This is a genomic window from uncultured Brevundimonas sp., assembly GCF_963974615.1.
GTDB lineage: Bacteria > Pseudomonadota > Alphaproteobacteria > Caulobacterales > Caulobacteraceae > Brevundimonas.
In genome coordinates, this window is record NZ_CAXBDH010000002.1 from 1 (window position 1) to 14,690 (window position 14,690).

The 14,690-nt window shown below is 69.1% G+C and carries 12 protein-coding genes; 5 read left to right on the plus strand and 7 right to left on the minus strand.

From position 1 onward, the window contains the following. Positions 1-55 precede the first annotated feature (55 nt). The 6 genes from glyS to AAC050_RS01345 all read right to left on the minus strand — a co-directional run bounded on the left by glyS (position 56) and on the right by AAC050_RS01345 (position 8,348). On the minus strand, positions 56-2,347 hold the full coding sequence (glyS, locus tag AAC050_RS01320; protein ID WP_339913240.1) for a glycine--tRNA ligase subunit beta: 2,292 nt from the start codon (positions 2,345-2,347) through the stop codon (positions 56-58). Then, positions 2,347-2,841, minus strand: coding sequence for an endonuclease domain-containing protein (locus AAC050_RS01325; protein ID WP_339913241.1), 495 nt, complete (start codon positions 2,839-2,841; stop codon positions 2,347-2,349). Before AAC050_RS01325 ends, glyS begins: the two co-directional genes overlap by 1 nt. After that, positions 2,838-3,731 (minus strand): glycine--tRNA ligase subunit alpha, encoded by an 894-nt coding sequence (locus AAC050_RS01330; protein WP_339913242.1) that lies wholly within the window; start codon positions 3,729-3,731, stop codon positions 2,838-2,840. Before AAC050_RS01330 ends, AAC050_RS01325 begins: the two co-directional genes overlap by 4 nt. A 111-nt stretch (positions 3,732-3,842) precedes the next feature. Further along, the gene (locus AAC050_RS01335; RefSeq protein ID WP_339913243.1) at positions 3,843-4,730 is read right to left on the minus strand and encodes a 4-(cytidine 5'-diphospho)-2-C-methyl-D-erythritol kinase; all 888 of its coding nucleotides are present in this window, start codon (positions 4,728-4,730) and stop codon (positions 3,843-3,845) included. A 4-nt stretch (positions 4,731-4,734) separates the two neighbouring features. Beyond that, entirely contained in the window at positions 4,735-6,642 is a 1,908-nt protein-coding gene (locus tag AAC050_RS01340) for a tetratricopeptide repeat protein (RefSeq protein WP_339913244.1), read from the minus strand. A gap of 53 nt (positions 6,643-6,695) precedes the next feature. Further along, the gene (locus AAC050_RS01345) at positions 6,696-8,348 is read right to left on the minus strand and encodes an electron transfer flavoprotein-ubiquinone oxidoreductase (protein WP_339913436.1); all 1,653 of its coding nucleotides are present in this window, start codon (positions 8,346-8,348) and stop codon (positions 6,696-6,698) included. Between the two features lie 191 nt (positions 8,349-8,539). Between AAC050_RS01345 and AAC050_RS01350 the strand changes: the two genes are divergently transcribed. Next, positions 8,540-9,349 (plus strand): uracil-DNA glycosylase, encoded by an 810-nt coding sequence (locus tag AAC050_RS01350; RefSeq protein WP_339913245.1) that lies wholly within the window; start codon positions 8,540-8,542, stop codon positions 9,347-9,349. 139 nt (positions 9,350-9,488) lie between these two features. Next, positions 9,489-11,150: a lytic transglycosylase domain-containing protein gene (locus tag AAC050_RS01355; RefSeq protein WP_339913246.1), complete on the plus strand. Its 1,662-nt coding sequence runs from the start codon at positions 9,489-9,491 to the stop codon at positions 11,148-11,150. Positions 11,151-11,373: 223 nt separating this feature from the next. Here AAC050_RS01355 and AAC050_RS01360 read toward each other — a convergent pair whose 3' ends face one another. Continuing rightward, positions 11,374-12,024 carry a glutathione S-transferase gene (locus AAC050_RS01360; RefSeq protein WP_339913247.1) on the minus strand — a complete coding sequence of 217 codons (651 nt, stop codon included), beginning with the start codon at positions 12,022-12,024 and terminating at the stop codon, positions 11,374-11,376. A gap of 113 nt (positions 12,025-12,137) precedes the next feature. Between AAC050_RS01360 and purB the strand changes: the two genes are divergently transcribed. From purB to AAC050_RS01375, 3 genes are read left to right on the plus strand one after another with little or no spacing between them, the layout of a single operon-like run. Then, entirely contained in the window at positions 12,138-13,439 is a 1,302-nt protein-coding gene (gene purB / locus AAC050_RS01365; RefSeq protein ID WP_339913248.1) for an adenylosuccinate lyase, read from the plus strand. Further along, on the plus strand, positions 13,439-14,179 hold the full coding sequence (locus tag AAC050_RS01370; protein WP_339913249.1) for a 2OG-Fe(II) oxygenase family protein: 741 nt from the start codon (positions 13,439-13,441) through the stop codon (positions 14,177-14,179). Before purB ends, AAC050_RS01370 begins: the two co-directional genes overlap by 1 nt. Positions 14,180-14,186: 7 nt before the next feature. Then, positions 14,187-14,684, plus strand: coding sequence for a DNA-deoxyinosine glycosylase (locus AAC050_RS01375; RefSeq protein ID WP_339913250.1), 498 nt, complete (start codon positions 14,187-14,189; stop codon positions 14,682-14,684). Positions 14,685-14,690: the final 6 nt, after the last annotated feature.

The window sequence follows — 14,690 nt, forward strand, 5'->3', positions numbered from 1 at the left end:
GGGGGGGGGGGGGCGCGGCGCGCCCCCGGGATGACGACAGCAGAGGGGCTTTGCCCTACCCTGCGATCTGGGCGAAGTCGGCGACGCGGCCCATGACGTCGCGGACCTGGCCGAGCAGTTTCAGGCGGTTGTCGCGTTCGACCGGGACTTCGGAATTGACCATCACGTCGGTAAAGAAGGTGTCGACCGGGCCGCGCAGGCGCGACAGGGCGGTCATGGCGGCGGCGAAATCCTCGGCCGCGAGGGCGGTGTCGACATCGGCGGCGGCCGTGGTGACGGCGGCGGCCAGGGCGGTCTCGGCGGCGGGCTCACCGGCCAGATCGGGCTGACGTTCGCCGGTCGGCAGCGGGCCCTTCTTCTCTTCGGCGCGCAGGATGTTGGCGGCGCGCTTGTTGCCCGCCAGCAGATTGGCCCCGTCGTCGGTGGCGAGGAAGGTGTCCAGCGCCTCAACCCGGCGCACGATGCGGACGAGGTCGTCGTCACCGAGGGCGAAGACCGCGTCGACGAGGTCGTGGCGCTTGCCCTGATCGCGGAGCAGGACCTTGAGGCGGTCGGCGAAGAAGGCGAGGAGGTCGGCGGCCGATTGTTCAACCTTGATCAGCGTCTGAGGTGAGCTGGTCACACCGGTCTTCGGGTCGCTGTACTTGCTGTCCGGGTCGTAGCCCCACAGCCAGATTTCCCCTCCGTCTTCTCTACCGAGGCCTCGAAGGCCTGCGGGCAGGATGCCGCCAAGCGGCACGCGAACTTCATTCTCCAAGAGAAGCCGTATCACCCCCAGCGCCGCGCGACGCAGGGCGAAGGGGTCCTTCGACCCCGTCGGCTTTTCGTCGATGGCGAAGAAGCCGACCAGGGTGTCCAGCTTGTCGGCGAGGGCGACGGCCACGGTCAGGGGGGCGGTCGGCACGGAGTCGGCGGGGCCCTGGGGCTTGTAGTGGTCGCGCACGGCGTCGGCGACGGCGGCGGGATAGCCCCCCTCCCCCGCTTCGCGGGTACTCCCCCCGGTGGGGGGAGATTGGGTGCGAGACTGTCCCCCCGCCGGGGGGACCGAAGCCGGCGTCGCCGGGTTCGAGGGGGGCAGGGCTCTTGCATAATACCCGCCCATCACGCCCTGCAGTTCGGGGAACTCGCCGACCATGGCGCTGGCGAGGTCGGCTTTCGACAGGCGGGCGGCCTGTTCGGCCTGATCGGGGTCGGCCCCGACCAGGGGGGCGATCTCGCGGGCGAGGGCGGCGATGCGGTCGACGCGCTCGGCCAGGGTGCCGAGCTTGGCGTGGAAAGTGACGCCTTCCAGTTTTTTGGCCCAGACGTCGAAGCCGGTCTTCAGGTCCTCGTCCCAGAAGAAGCGGGCGTCGTCGAGGCGGGCGGAGAGGACGCGGCTGTTGCCGGCGGCGAGGGCGGTGCCACCGTCGCTGGCCTCGACATTGGCGACGACGACGAAGTGGGGCGCCAGCTGCGGCGTGGAGAAGCCCCCCTCCCCCGCTTCGCGGGTACTCCCCCCTGCGGGGGAAGAACTGCGCACGGCGAAATATTTCTGGTGCACCTTCATCGACAGCCGGACCACCTCGGGCGGCAGGCTGAGGAAGGCGGGGTCCATGTCGCCGAGGATCGGGGTTGGCCATTCGGCCAGGCCGGCGACCTCGTCCAGCAGGCCGTCGTCATCGACCAGGTCCAGCCCGCGGGCGTGGCAGGTGGCCCGGGCGGCCTCGAGGATGTGCAGGCGGCGTTCGGCGGCGTCGAGAATGACGAAATGGTCGCGCAGCTTTTTGCGGTAGTCGGCGAAGTCGCGCACCGCGAACGGCTTGCCGCCGCCCATGAAACGGTGGCCCTCGGTGAGGTTGTCGCTCTTGATGCCGTCGATCTCGAACGGCACGACATGGCCGTCGAACAGGGCGACGATCCGCTTCAGCGGCCGGACCCAGCGCAGGGTGCCGGAGCCCCAACGCATCGATTTCGGCCACGGGAAGCCGCGCACGATCTGGTCGACCATGCCGGCGACGACATCGGGGGTGCGCACGCCCTTTGAGGCGATGACGGCGAACCAGACACCGTCGCGCTCGGTCAGGTCAGCCTTGGTCAGGCCGGTCTTGCGCAGGAAGCCGTCCAGCGCCTGGTCCGGGGCCGAGGTGCGGGGCCCCTTGACCTCTTCCTCGCGGTCCGGCGTCGCCGTCGGCAGGCCCTCGACCACCAGAGTCAGGCGGCGCGGGCCGGCGAAGGTGGTCAGGGCGTCGTACGTCAGGCCGGCGGCCTTGAGGCGTTCGGTCGCCATGCGTTCGAGGTCGCGCGCGGCCCCGGCCTGCATGCGGGCGGGGATTTCTTCGGAGAAGAGTTCGATGAGGAGTTGGGGCATTACCGGACGTCGTACCGTGGTGCTCCCTTCCCCCTGGAGGGGGGAAGGGCTGGGGATGGGGGTGGTGTCGTCGCCGCGACGATCTGTTCGACGACGGCCATCAGCTCGTCACGGACCTGCTTCTCCGGGAAGCGGATGACCCGGTAGCCGTTGTCGTTGAGCCAGCGGGTGCGGGCGGCGTCGGAGATCTGACGATCCGGCAGATCGTGGAACGGGCCGTCGACCTCAATCACCAGCCGCGAGGCAAGGTGGACAAAGTCGGCGATGAAACGGCCAATCGGAGCCTGCCGGCGGAAATTCATCTTCCGCTTCCGCAATGCTTCCCACAGCAGGCGTTCGGCGAGGGTCTGTTCGCGACGCAGGCGGCGGGCGCGATCTATGCCGCCCGGCGCGATACGGGTCGGCCGGGCGGCGGCGGAACCGCCTCCACCCCCATCCCCGGCCCTTCCCCCCTCCAGGGGGAAGGGGGCGCTATGGCGACCGTCGATGTTCACGCGCTCGCTCGCTCTTGCTCGACGTAAGCGGTTGCACAGGCCTTACACAGGTCGCGGATACGGCCGATGTAGCTCTGGCGTTCGGCGACGGCGATGGCGCCGCGGGCGTCCATCAGGTTGAACAGGTGGCTGGCCTTCAGCACCTGGTCGTAGGCGGGCAGGACCAGGGCCTGGCCTTGCGGGCCGGTCATGGCGAGGAAGCGTTCGACCTCGGCGACCATGTCCTCGAAGCGGCGCTTGAGGCCGTCGACGTCATAGCCGTGGAAGTTTGCTTCGGACTGCTGGCGTTCGTTCTCGAGGAAGACCTCACCGTAGGTCAGGCCTTCCTTGGTGAATTTCAGATCATAGACGTTGTCGACGCCCTGGACGTACATGGCCAGACGCTCGAGCCCGTAGGTCAGTTCGCCGGAGACGACGTCGACCTCGATGCCGCCGACGCCCTGGAAATAGGTGAACTGGGTCACCTCCATGCCGTCGCACCAGACCTCCCAGCCCAGACCCCAGGCCCCGACGGTGGGGTTCTCCCAGTCGTCCTCGACGAAGCGGATGTCGTGCAGCTTCGGATCGATGCCGATCGCCGCCAGCGAGCCGAGATAGAGTTCCTGAAGGTTGTCGGGGTTCGGCTTCAGGATGACCTGGAATTGGTAATAGTGCTGGAGGCGGTTGGGGTTTTCGCCATAGCGGCCGTCGCCGGGGCGGCGTGACGGCTGGACATAGGCGGCCTTCCACGGGCGCGGGCCCAGCGCGCGCAGCACGGTGGCCGGATGCAGGGTGCCGGCCCCGACCTCGATGTCATAGGGCTGAAGCAGGGCACAGCCCTGGTCGCCCCAGTATTTCTGGAGCGTCAGGATCAGGTCCTGGAAGGCGAGAGGTTCGGTCGAATGGGGCAAGGGGCGGGCCGCTTCGCAGACGCAAAAAATGACGGCGGACCCTAGGGCTCGCGGCGTTCGACTTCAACCGGACGGGGGCGGATTAGAAGGCGGGCGGGGTGGAAGGGCGGATCAGTGATCGTCAGGCTGGAGGCCGTGCCCGAGAACGGTCGCCTGTACCCACCAGTGCGGATGGGCGGCGGACAGGGCGGCGGCGGCGGCGCGGGCGGCGGCGGCGTCCTCGCACAGGCCGAAGACGGTGCCCCCCGAACCGGACATCCGCGCCAGCCGCACCCCCGGCGCGGCGGTGACGGCGGCGAGGGTCGTGCCGATCGCCGGGCACAGGGCCACGGCCGGGGCCTGCAGGTCATTGCGCTGCCCGGCCAGCCAGTCGATCACGGCCGCCGGGGTCCAGCTCGACGGCGGGGCCGGGCGGTCGGCGGTGGCCAGGGGGCCGGCATCATAGCCGCGATAGACGGCCCCGGTCGGCGACGGCAGGCCGGGATTGACCAGCACGGTGGTCAGCGACGGCAGGTCGGGCGCGGGCTCCAGCACATCACCGCGGCCCTCGGCCCAGACCGGGCGGGCGAACAGACACATGGGACCGTCGGCCCCGATGCCGGCGGCGATCTGCGTCAGGGCGGCGTCATCGAGATCGAGGTCCAGCGCCCGGCGGGCCAGCCGCAGGGCCGCCCCGGCGTCGGCCGAACCGCCGCCCAGACCGGCGGCGAGCGGCAAATGCTTGTCGAGGGTGACCCGGAGCGGCGGCGGACCGGTGCCGGTCACATCGCCCAGTGCGCGCAGGGCCCGCAGCACCAGATTGTCGGCCTCGTCCGCCAGCCCGGCGGCGAAGGGACCGGTGACCCGCAGCGCCAGGGCCTCGCCCGGCTCGACGCTCAGCCGGTCGCCGAGATCGGCGAAGGCCACCAGACTGGCCAGTGGATGATAGCCGTCGCCGTCCACCGGCCCGACATGCAGGAACAGATTGACCTTGGCCGGGGCCAGGGTTGCGCCGTCCATGTGATCAGACCCCGGTGCCCGAGACCGGGACGGGCGGGGCCAGACCCTCGGCCAGCTTGCGCTCGACCTCGGCCTGACGCGCCGCATCCGGGGCCAGGGTCAGGACCCGGTTCCACTGGAATCCGGCTTCGCGGCGGCGGCCGACCTGCCAGTAGGCATCACCGAGATGATCGTTGATCTCGGCATTGGCCGGCTCCTTGTCCACCGCCCCCTCCAGCGTCTCCACGGCCGTCTCGTACTGGCCCTGACGGTACTGGGCCCAGCCGAGGGAGTCCTGGATGTTACCGTTGTCGGGCTCGGCGGCGAGGGCGCGGGCGATCATTGCGGCCCCCTCGGTGACGCGGCGACCGCTGTCGACCCAGAGGTAGCCGAGATAGTTCAGCACGGTAGGGTCGTCGGGTTTGGCCTGGAGCGCGGCCCAGAGCTCGGCCTCGGCCTCGGCGGTGCGGTCGAGGGATTCATAGGCGACGCCGCGGATGAAGCGGATCTCGAACGGTTGGTTGTCGGTGTTCAGCAAGGGGCCGTTCAGGATCGCCAATGCGTCCTGATGGCGATCGAGCTGGATCAGCTGGGTCGCCAGCAGATAGGCCGCTTCCGGTTCATCCGGCACGGCGGCGGCGGCGCGTTGAAGCTCGACCAGGGCGGCCCCGGACTGACCGTCGCGTTGCAGGCTGCGGCCGATCTCGATCCGGGCCCGGGCGTAGAGGCCGGGATCGGAGGGACTGATGCGGCCGAGGGCGTCCCGGGCGTCGGCTTCACGCTGGGCCTCGGCCAACACCTGCCCGAGGCGGAACAGGGTCAGGTCGCTGGGGGCCAGCCCCTGGGCCAGACGCAGATAGACGGCGGCGACCTCGGGGCCACCCTCGGCCGAGGCCTGAAGGGCGGCGATGGTCAGGGAATCGGCCGCGCCGGTGCGCAGATCGGGAGCCCGGGGCGGACGTCCGGTCCGCGACAGCAGCCGCTGACGGCCCTGATGCACCGCCGGATCGGTGCTGCCGCCGGCGATGGCCGCGTCATAGACGGCGAGGGCGTCGTCGCGCCGGTGGCGGCGTTCGAGAAACTCGGCATAGGACAGACGGAACAGCCGGGCCCCGCTGGGCAGGGCGGTCAGGGCCTGGAAGGCCGCGTCGGCCTCGTCGTAGCGGCGGCGGTGCTCCAGCAGCAGGGCGCGATTGTGCCGGATGAACAGTGAGCCCGGATCGACCGCACTCGCCGAGGGCTGGATCAGGGCCAGGTCCCAGTCCCCGGCCGCGGCGGCGATCCAGGGCTGGACATAATAGCCGGCCCGGGCGTGCGGCTGACGGATCGGATTGCCCTTGAGCACCGCCAGGGCGGCACGGGCATCACCGGCACCGAAGGTCCGCACTGCCTCGACCAGACGCCCGGCCTCGCTGACGATCGGCGGCACATCGTCGCCCGAGGGCTGGAGGCGCGCCGCCAGATCGAGATCACCGGCCAGCAGGGCCGAGGTAAAGGCCTGGGAGCGCACGCGGGGCTGCTCGGGCGTCAGACGCTCGACCCCGGCCAGCAGCCCGGCACCGGTCTCGCCCTCACCACGGGACAGGGCCAGCCGGCCGGCCAGATAGAGACCATAGGCCGAGCGTCCCGCCGCGTCTTCGGGGACCGGGGCCCAGACCGCGGGGATGGGGATGATCGGCGGCGGAGCGGCTTCGGCCTCATCCGCATCCATATCCACATCCAAATCCAAATCCAAATCCGGCTCGATCGTCCCTGTCGGCTCAACCTCGTGTTCCCCGGCTTCGGGCAAAATCTCCGGCGTGCGCCGGTGCTCGATCTGAACCCCGGGCACGACGATGACGGGTGGCCCATCCTGAGCCAGGGCCGATGTGGCAAACGCCACCGACAGCAGGCTGGCGACGGAAACGGAGGTGATCAGACGAATGAGGCGCATGATTCAACCCTCACCGCTTTGTACGGCGCTCGCAAGGCCTCTCGACGCAGCGATCACATATTCGGATAATTGGGGCCGCCGCCGCCCTCGGGCGTGGTCCAGACGATATTCTGCGACGGATCCTTGATGTCGCAGGTTTTGCAGTGGACGCAGTTCTGGGCGTTGATCTGGAAGCGCGGATTGGATTTGCCGTCCTCGTCGTACAGCACCTCATAGACCCCCGCCGGGCAGTAGAGCCGGGCCGGTTCGCCGTATTCGGGCAGGTTGACGCGGATCGGGATCGACGGGTCCAGCAGCTTCAGATGGGCCGGCTGTTCCTCGGCGTGGTTGGTGTTGGAGATGAACACCGACGACAACTTGTCGAAGCTGAGCTTGCCGTCCGGTTTCGGATAGGCGATCGGCTTGTGCTTCGCAGCACGCTCGGTCGAGGCCGAGTCGGTCTTGCCGTGCTTCCGGGTGCCGAACAGCGAGAAGCCGCCGAACAGGGCCCCGCACCACAGGTCGAACACGCCCAGCGCCCCGCCGAGGGTGGTGCCGTATTTCGACAGCAGCGGCTTGGCATTGCGGACCGCTTTCAGTTCCTTGCGGACCCAGCTGTTGTCATAGGCGGTCTGGTATTCGACCAGGGTATCGCCCGCCCGCCCGGCGATGACGGCGTCATAGGCGGCGTCGGCGGCCAGCATGCCGGTCTTCATGGCGTTGTGGCTGCCCTTGATGCGGGGCACGTTCACAAAGCCGGCCGAGCAGCCGATCAGCGCCCCGCCCGGGAAGGCCAGTTTCGGTACCGACTGGAAGCCGCCCTCGGTGATGGCCCGCGCGCCGTAGGAGATGCGGGTACCGCCCTCGAGGTGTTCGCTGATGGCCGGGTGGTGCTTGAAGCGCTGGAATTCGTCGAACGGCGACAGGAAGGGGTTCTTGTAGTTCAGGTGCACCACATAGCCGATGGCCACATAGCGATCGCCGAAATGGTACATGAAGCTGCCGCCGCCGGTGTGTTCGTCCAGCGGCCAGCCGGTGGTGTGCTGGGCCAGGCCGGGCTGGTGCTTGTCGGCGGGGACCTGCCACAGCTCCTTGAGGCCGATGCCGTATTTCTGCGGCTGGCAGTCAGCGGCCAGCTGGTGACGGGCCATGATGGTCTTGGCCAACGAGCCGCGCACGCCCTCGGCGATAAAGACGTATTTGCCGTGCAGTTCGATGCCGGGCTGGAAATCGCCGGTGGGCTTGCCGTCCTTGTCGATGCCGAAGACGCCGGCGACGACGCCCTTCACCCGGCCGGAGGGTTCGTCCCAGACCACATGGCTGGCGGCCATGCCGGGATAGACCTCGACCCCCAGCGCCTCGGCCTGTTCGCCCAGCCAACGGGAGACATTGCCGAGCGAGGCGATGTAGCAGCCGTTGTTGTGCATCATCGGCGGCAGCAGGGGCATGGGCAGGCTGATCTGGCCCTGCGGTCCCAGCACCATGAAGCGGTCCTTCGTCACCGGGGTCTCCAGCGGCGCGCCGCGGGCCTTCCAGTCGGGGAACAGCTCGTTCAGGGCCTTGGGATCGATGACGGCACCGGACAGGATGTGGCCGCCGATCTCGGCGCTCTTTTCCAGAACGGCGACGGAGATCTCCTTGCCGTCCTTTTCCGCGCGCTGTTTCAGGCGGATGGCGGCGGACAGGCCGGCGGGGCCGCCGCCGACGATGACGACGTCATACTCCATCACCTCGCGCTCAACGCCGGTCAGGGCCTCCAGCGGGGGCAGGTTGTCGATGATGGCTTCCTGCGCCGTATTGACGGCACCGCCTTCGATCGCTTGCTCGGCCATGCCGCTTATCCTCGACGGTTTATGTGATTACCATCTTATCGGAAGGTGACGCGGGGGCGGTCAAGGCTTATCCCTGTCACGACCCCATGAACGCTTCCGCCCCCGACACCGCCGCGACCGAGAGTCTGCTCGCCTTCTGGAGCGATGCAGGGGTCGACGCCTGCTTCGGCGAGGCCCCGGTCGATCGTACCCATGTCGCGCCGCCGCCGCCCCTGAAGGCCGTAGCGCGGGCGACCGCCGCCGTGGTGGCCCGCCCGCATACGGACGAGGCTGTCGCCGAGGCCCGGCATCTGGCCGCCGCTGCGCAAACGATGGAAGAGCTGGCCGCGGCCATTGCATCATTCACCGGCTGCCCGCTGAGCGGCATGGGGGCGACCCGGTCGGTCTTCTCGCGCGGCGATGCGTCGGCTCCGGTGCTGGTCGTCGGCGAGGCCCCGGGTATCGATGAGGATACCCAGGGGGCCCCGTTCGTGGGCCGGGCCGGGCGACTGCTGGACCGGATGCTGGAGGCCGCCGGCCTGACGGACCGGGTCTTCATTACCAACACCGTCTTCTGGCATCCGCCGGGCAACCGCTCGCCGACCCCGCCGGAACAGGCGACCTGTGCCCCGTTCCTGGACCGGGCCTTCGCCCTGATGCGGCCAAAGGCCGTACTGCTGGTGGGGGCGACGGCCTCGCGATCGGTGCTGGGCACCGACGAGGGGATTATGCGGCTGCGGGGCCAATGGCAGGAATGGCGGCTGGCCGAAGGCGGCTTTTCGGCCCCGGCCATGCCGACGCTGCACCCGGCCTTTCTGCTGCGGCAGCCCCAGGCCAAGCGACAGGTCTGGAGCGATCTGCTGGCCCTGACCACGCGGCTTGATCAACTGACAGACCCCTCGACGGCGAAGCTCTGACTCAAAATCGCCCCAAAAGGCGAACAGGCTTGAGTCAGGCAGGGGGTGTGGCACCCTTGTTGCCTGACGACCGAATGCAGGGGCGCGCCGGGTCCGATTTGATACGGACGACGACGTCGCTTCCAGGGGGCCGCCAAAGATGCGTTTTTACTGCCGCGCGATCATCATCCCGGCCCTCGCCACGGCGATGGCCGTGTTTGCCACCGTCGCCAGTGCGGCTGACGAGGATCCGCGTCGGCCGCCCAGCGCCCTGAGTTCGGCCGACCGCCTCAGCTACACCACCGCCTTTGACGCCCTGCGCCGCGGTGACCTCGACCTGGCCCGCGCCTCGGCCCGCGAGGCCCAGGACCATGTGCTGCTGGGACAGGTCGAGTTCGAACGCCTGTTCCACCGCGACTATACCGCCACCTATGAGGACCTGAGCGCCTGGCTGGAGGAATACGCTGACCTGCCGGACGCCCGTCGCGCCTATGATCTGGCGCTGCGACGCCGCCCGGACGGCGCGCCCGAGCCGCGGCGACCGGCCGGTGTCGGCGGCCGTAGCTGGAACAGTGTACTCGCGGCTGACGGCGGAGGCAGCGCCGACGACCCGATGAAGGCCGCCCGGATCGCCTACAATGCCGATGACCTGGCCGGGGCGGAGACGATCGGGGAACAGATCGGTGACTGGTGGACCGTGGGACTGGCGACCTATCGTCAGGGCGAATTCGCCAAGGCCCTGACCGCGTTTGACCGTGTCGCCAGAGACCCGACCGAGGACGCCTGGGTTCGCGCCGGAGCCGCCGTCTGGTGTGCCAAATCCGCTGCCCAGTCGGGTCGTCATGACCGGATCCAGGACTATCTGCGCATGGCCGCGCGCTGGCCGGCGACCTTCTATGGCCAGATCGCCCTGCGTCAGCTGGGTGAGGAGCCGGTGATCGAGAATCTGGGCCCGCGCGCCTATGAGGCGGTGGCGCGGCACTCATCCGGTCAGGCACCGGAACCGGTCGGGGTCGATGCCAATGAGCTGAACGATTTCATCCTGGCCGACCCCCGGGCCCGACGCACGGTGGCCTATTTCGAAATCGGTCGACGCGATGACGCCCGCAGCGAGCTGAAGACCGGCCTGCGCACCGCCGTCGGCGACGCTGCGCGGGAGATGTGGGCCGGACTGGCCCGGGCCCTGGGACCGCGCGTCACCGGTTCGAACGACGCCGCCGAGCGCATCGATGCCGATCGCTATCCGATGCCGGTACTCGAACCCGAGGGCGGCTTCACCATCGAGCGGGCGCTGGTCTATGCGATCGCCCGCAAGGAGACGGGCTTCAACGCAGATGCCCGCTCCGGGGCCGGGGCCTATGGCATGATGCAGGTGATGCCGACCACGGCCGCCGAAATGACTGGTGATCGCGGCTTCGTCACCAATCCGGACCGGTTGCTGCAACCGGCCGTGAACCTGCGGCTGGGTCAGGCCTATATCAACAAGATGCTGCAGATGTCGGCCCTGCAGGGCGACCTGTTGCGGGCGGCGGCCTCGTACAATGCCGGGCCGGGCCCGATGCTGGGAGCGATCCGCAAGCTCGGACAGGACGCCGATCCGTTGCTGCTGATCGAGACCATCGATGTGCCGCAGGCGCGGGACTACGTCGAGAAGGTCGTGGCAGCCTACTGGATCTATCAGCGGATGCTGGGCGCGCCGCTGAACACCCTGGATGCCGTGGCCTCGGGCGCGCGGGCCGTGCCGATCAATCTGGACTATGTCGCGCCGCTGCCGGCACCGGTCGAGGTCGCTGCCACGCCGTCCGCAGACGGCGGACGCTAGAGCCGGAGGGGCGCAGGCCGGTCCGCGTCAGATCAGGCTGACCAGCAACAGGGCGGGCAGACAGGTGGCGATCAGGATCAGCAGACCGTAAACGATCAGACGGGGCTGATGCGGGGCCGGTGGGTGCGAGTCAAACTGGATAGCCATGGGCGACTCCGGTGCGGACAGATCACCCGCACCGTTTTATAACGCCGTTCGGTTAAGGGCGGATGAGCGGGCGCGGTTAACCGGCACCCAGGGCGTCGGCCGTCCACTGCAGGAAATCGGGCTGGGCCAGCAGGGCGTCGCGATAGGCGGCGGCGGTGCCGTCATCGCCATAGGCGGTCAGATCGATCTGATAATGACGCAGACGGGCCGCGACCGGGGTGAAGAAGGCGTCGGGTACCGACCACTGACCGAACAGATAAGGCCCGGCTGCGCCGAACCGGGTTCGCATCTGGCTCCACAGGGCGACGATGCGGCGGAGATCACGGGCCACGGCCTCGCCGGTCGGCGGGGGCGCGCGATCGGGTCCGACCATCGTATGGTCCGGCCCCATGCCGCATTCGCTGCGCAGGGCCATGAAGCCACCGTGCATCTCGCAGGCCGCCGAGCGGGCCAGCCAGCGGGCGTGGGCGTCGGCGGGCCACAGCTTCGCCTCAGGGTAGCGTTCGGCGCACCAGACCGAGATGGCCATGGAATCCCAGATCAGTTCGCCCTCGACCTCGAGCACGGGGACCAGTTTCGACGGCGAAACCTGCTCCAGCTCGGCCCGGCCCGCCGGCGAATAGATGTCGATCTCGCGCACAGTGAAGTCCGCGCCACAGTGCTTCAGCACCAGCCACGGACGCAGGGACCAGGTCGAATACAGCCGGGGGCCGATGATCAGTTCCATGGGGTCGCTCCTGCCGGATGAACGCCTGTCCTGACCCGCCGCCGGTCACGATGCAAGCCGGCAAACCGTCTACGCCTTGACTCACGGGGGCCTTGGACCGACACCCCGCGCCCATGATCATTCGTTATTCCCGCCCCGAAGCCGTCGCCATCTGGTCGCAGGAGACCAAATACCGGATCTGGTTCGAGATCGAGGCCCACGCCGCCACGCGGATGGCCGAGCTGGGCACCATCCCGGCCAGCGCCGCCGAGGCCATCTGGGCCAAGGGCAAGGATGTGGTGTTCGATGCCGACCGCATCGACGAGATCGAACGCACCACCAAACATGACGTCATCGCCTTCCTGACCCATGTGTCGGAGATCGTCGGCGAGGAGGCGCGCTTCCTGCACCAGGGCATGACGTCATCGGACGTGCTGGACACCTGTTTCTCGGTGCAGCTGGCGCGGGCCTCGGACCTGCTGGTCGAGGGGGTCGACCGGGTGCTGGCGGCGCTGGAGAAGCGCGCCAGAGAGCACAAGCTGACCGCCTGCGTCGGTCGCAGCCACGGCATCCACGCCGAGCCGGTGACCTTCGGGCTGAAGCTGGCCGGCTATCACGCCGAATTCCAGCGGGCCAGACGCCGGCTGCTGACGGCGAAGGAAGAGATCGCCACCTGCGCCATCTCGGGGGCCGTGGGCACCTTTGCCAATGTCGATCCGGCGGTTGAGGTCTATGTCGCCGAGAAGATGGGCCTGGCCGTCGAACCGGTGTCGACCCAGGTGATCCCGCGTGACCGCCACGCGGCCTTCTTTGCGGCGCTGGGCGTGGTCGCCAGTTCGGTCGAGCGGCTGGCGGTCGAAATCCGCCACCTGCAGCGCACCGAGGTGCTGGAGGCCGAGGAATTCTTCGACAAGGGCCAGAAGGGCTCGTCGGCCATGCCGCACAAGCGCAACCCGATCCTGACCGAGAACCTGACCGGCCTGGCGCGTCTGGTGCGCTCGGCCGTGGTGCCGGCGATGGAAAACGTCGCCCTGTGGCACGAGCGGGACATCAGCCATTCCTCGGTCGAGCGCGGCATCGGCCCCGACGCCACCATCCATCTGGACTTCGCCCTGCACCGGTTGGCGGGCGTGGTCGAGCGGCTGAACGTCTATCCGGCCAATATGGAGAAGAACCTCAACCTGCTGGGCGGGCTGGTGCATTCGCAGCGGGTCATGCTGGCCCTGACCCAGGCCGGCGTGTCGCGTGAGGACGCCTATGCCGCGGTGCAGGAGAATGCGATGAAGGTGTGGCGCGGCGAAGGCCGTTTCCTCGACTTCCTCAAGGCCGATGCGCGGGTCACCCTGCCCGAGGCCCAGCTCGAGGCCCTGTTCGACATCGGCTATCACACCAAACACGTCGATACGGTGTTCCAGCGGGTGTTCGGAGCCAGCTGATGACCGGCCCGGCGCTGCGACTCAATCCGGCGATCGATGTCGAGGCCGCCGCGCGCGCCTATGCCCGGGACGGCTTCGTCCAGATCCCCGATGTGTTCGAGCCCGAGGTCGCCGAATCGCTGGCCACCCTGCTGGAGACGGCCCTCGACTGGGACCTGGCCTTCGAGGGTGAGGACGGGCGTCCCGCGGTCCTGACCCGGGCCCAGATCGCCGCCGTCGGCGAACCGGTGCTGCGCGAGCGGCTGAAGGCCATGCTGGTACGGGCCGGCGGGCAGTACGGCTTCATGTATCTGAGCTATCCGCTGATCAGCGCCTATCTGGCCGGTCGCGACCCCGGCCATGCGATCCACGGCCTGACCGAATGGCTGAATGATGAGTTCGTCCGCTTCGGGGCCACGGTCACCGGCCAGCCCCGGGTGGTGAAGGCCGACGGTCAGGCGACCCGCTACCGGCCCGGCGACTTCATCGGCCTGCACAATGACGTGGGGACCGAAGCCAGCGACCGGCTGACCGCCTATACGCTGGGCTTCACCCGCGAGTGGCGGCCCGACTGGGGCGGCCAGCTGCTGTTCCATGACGCGACCGGCGACGTGACCCGGGGCCATGCGCCCCGCTGGAACACCCTGACCCTGTTCCGGGTGCCGCAGCTGCATTCGGTTTCACCCGTCGCCGCCTATGCCCGCGGAACGCGGCTGTCGGTCGTCGGCTGGCTGAGGGATGCCGGTGTCGCCGCCCGCTGATCCCCCGTTGACGCGGCGGATCGGCTTCGCCCCCGTCGTCGACGGCCGCACGCGCCTGCTGATTCTGGGCAGTTTGCCCGGCGACGCCTCGCTGGCGGCGGTGCAATACTATGCCCACCCCCGCAACGCCTTCTGGCGACTGACCGGCGGGGTGATCGGGCGCGACCTGACGGCCCTGCCCTATGCGGCGCGGCTGGAGGCCCTGAAGACCGCCGGGATCGGCCTGTGGGACGTGATCACCACGGCGCACAGGGCGGGCAGTCTGGACACGGCCATCCGGGACCCCGAGTTCGCCGACCTGCCCGGCCTGATCGCCACCCTGCCGCAGCTGCGGGCCGTGGCGTTCAACGGCAAGACGGCGGCGCGTTCGGGGCGACGAATTCTGTCGGGCCTGGACGGTCGGCTGACCCTGATCGACCTGCCGTCCTCAAGCCCGGCCCATGCCCGGCCTTTGCAGGAGAAGGCACAAGGGTGGGCGATCCTGAAGGCGGCGCTCGGAGACTGAAGACCC

What these genes read in the sequence shown, in the direction of transcription:
- purB (WP_339913248.1), top strand. Translation starts at nt 12,138, where the DNA reads ATGATCATTCGTTATTCCCGCCCCGAAGCCGTCGCCATCTGGTCGCAG.
- AAC050_RS01335 (WP_339913243.1), bottom strand. Translation starts at nt 4,730, where the DNA reads ATGGACGGCGCAACCCTGGCCCCGGCCAAGGTCAATCTGTTCCTGCAT.
- AAC050_RS01360 (WP_339913247.1), bottom strand. Translation starts at nt 12,024, where the DNA reads ATGGAACTGATCATCGGCCCCCGGCTGTATTCGACCTGGTCCCTGCGT.
- AAC050_RS01355 (WP_339913246.1), top strand. Translation starts at nt 9,489, where the DNA reads ATGCGTTTTTACTGCCGCGCGATCATCATCCCGGCCCTCGCCACGGCG.
- AAC050_RS01340 (WP_339913244.1), bottom strand. Translation starts at nt 6,642, where the DNA reads ATGCGCCTCATTCGTCTGATCACCTCCGTTTCCGTCGCCAGCCTGCTG.
- AAC050_RS01345 (WP_339913436.1), bottom strand. Translation starts at nt 8,348, where the DNA reads ATGGAGTATGACGTCGTCATCGTCGGCGGCGGCCCCGCCGGCCTGTCC.
- AAC050_RS01350 (WP_339913245.1), top strand. Translation starts at nt 8,540, where the DNA reads ATGAACGCTTCCGCCCCCGACACCGCCGCGACCGAGAGTCTGCTCGCC.
- glyS (WP_339913240.1), bottom strand. Translation starts at nt 2,347, where the DNA reads ATGCCCCAACTCCTCATCGAACTCTTCTCCGAAGAAATCCCCGCCCGC.
- AAC050_RS01370 (WP_339913249.1), top strand. Translation starts at nt 13,439, where the DNA reads ATGACCGGCCCGGCGCTGCGACTCAATCCGGCGATCGATGTCGAGGCC.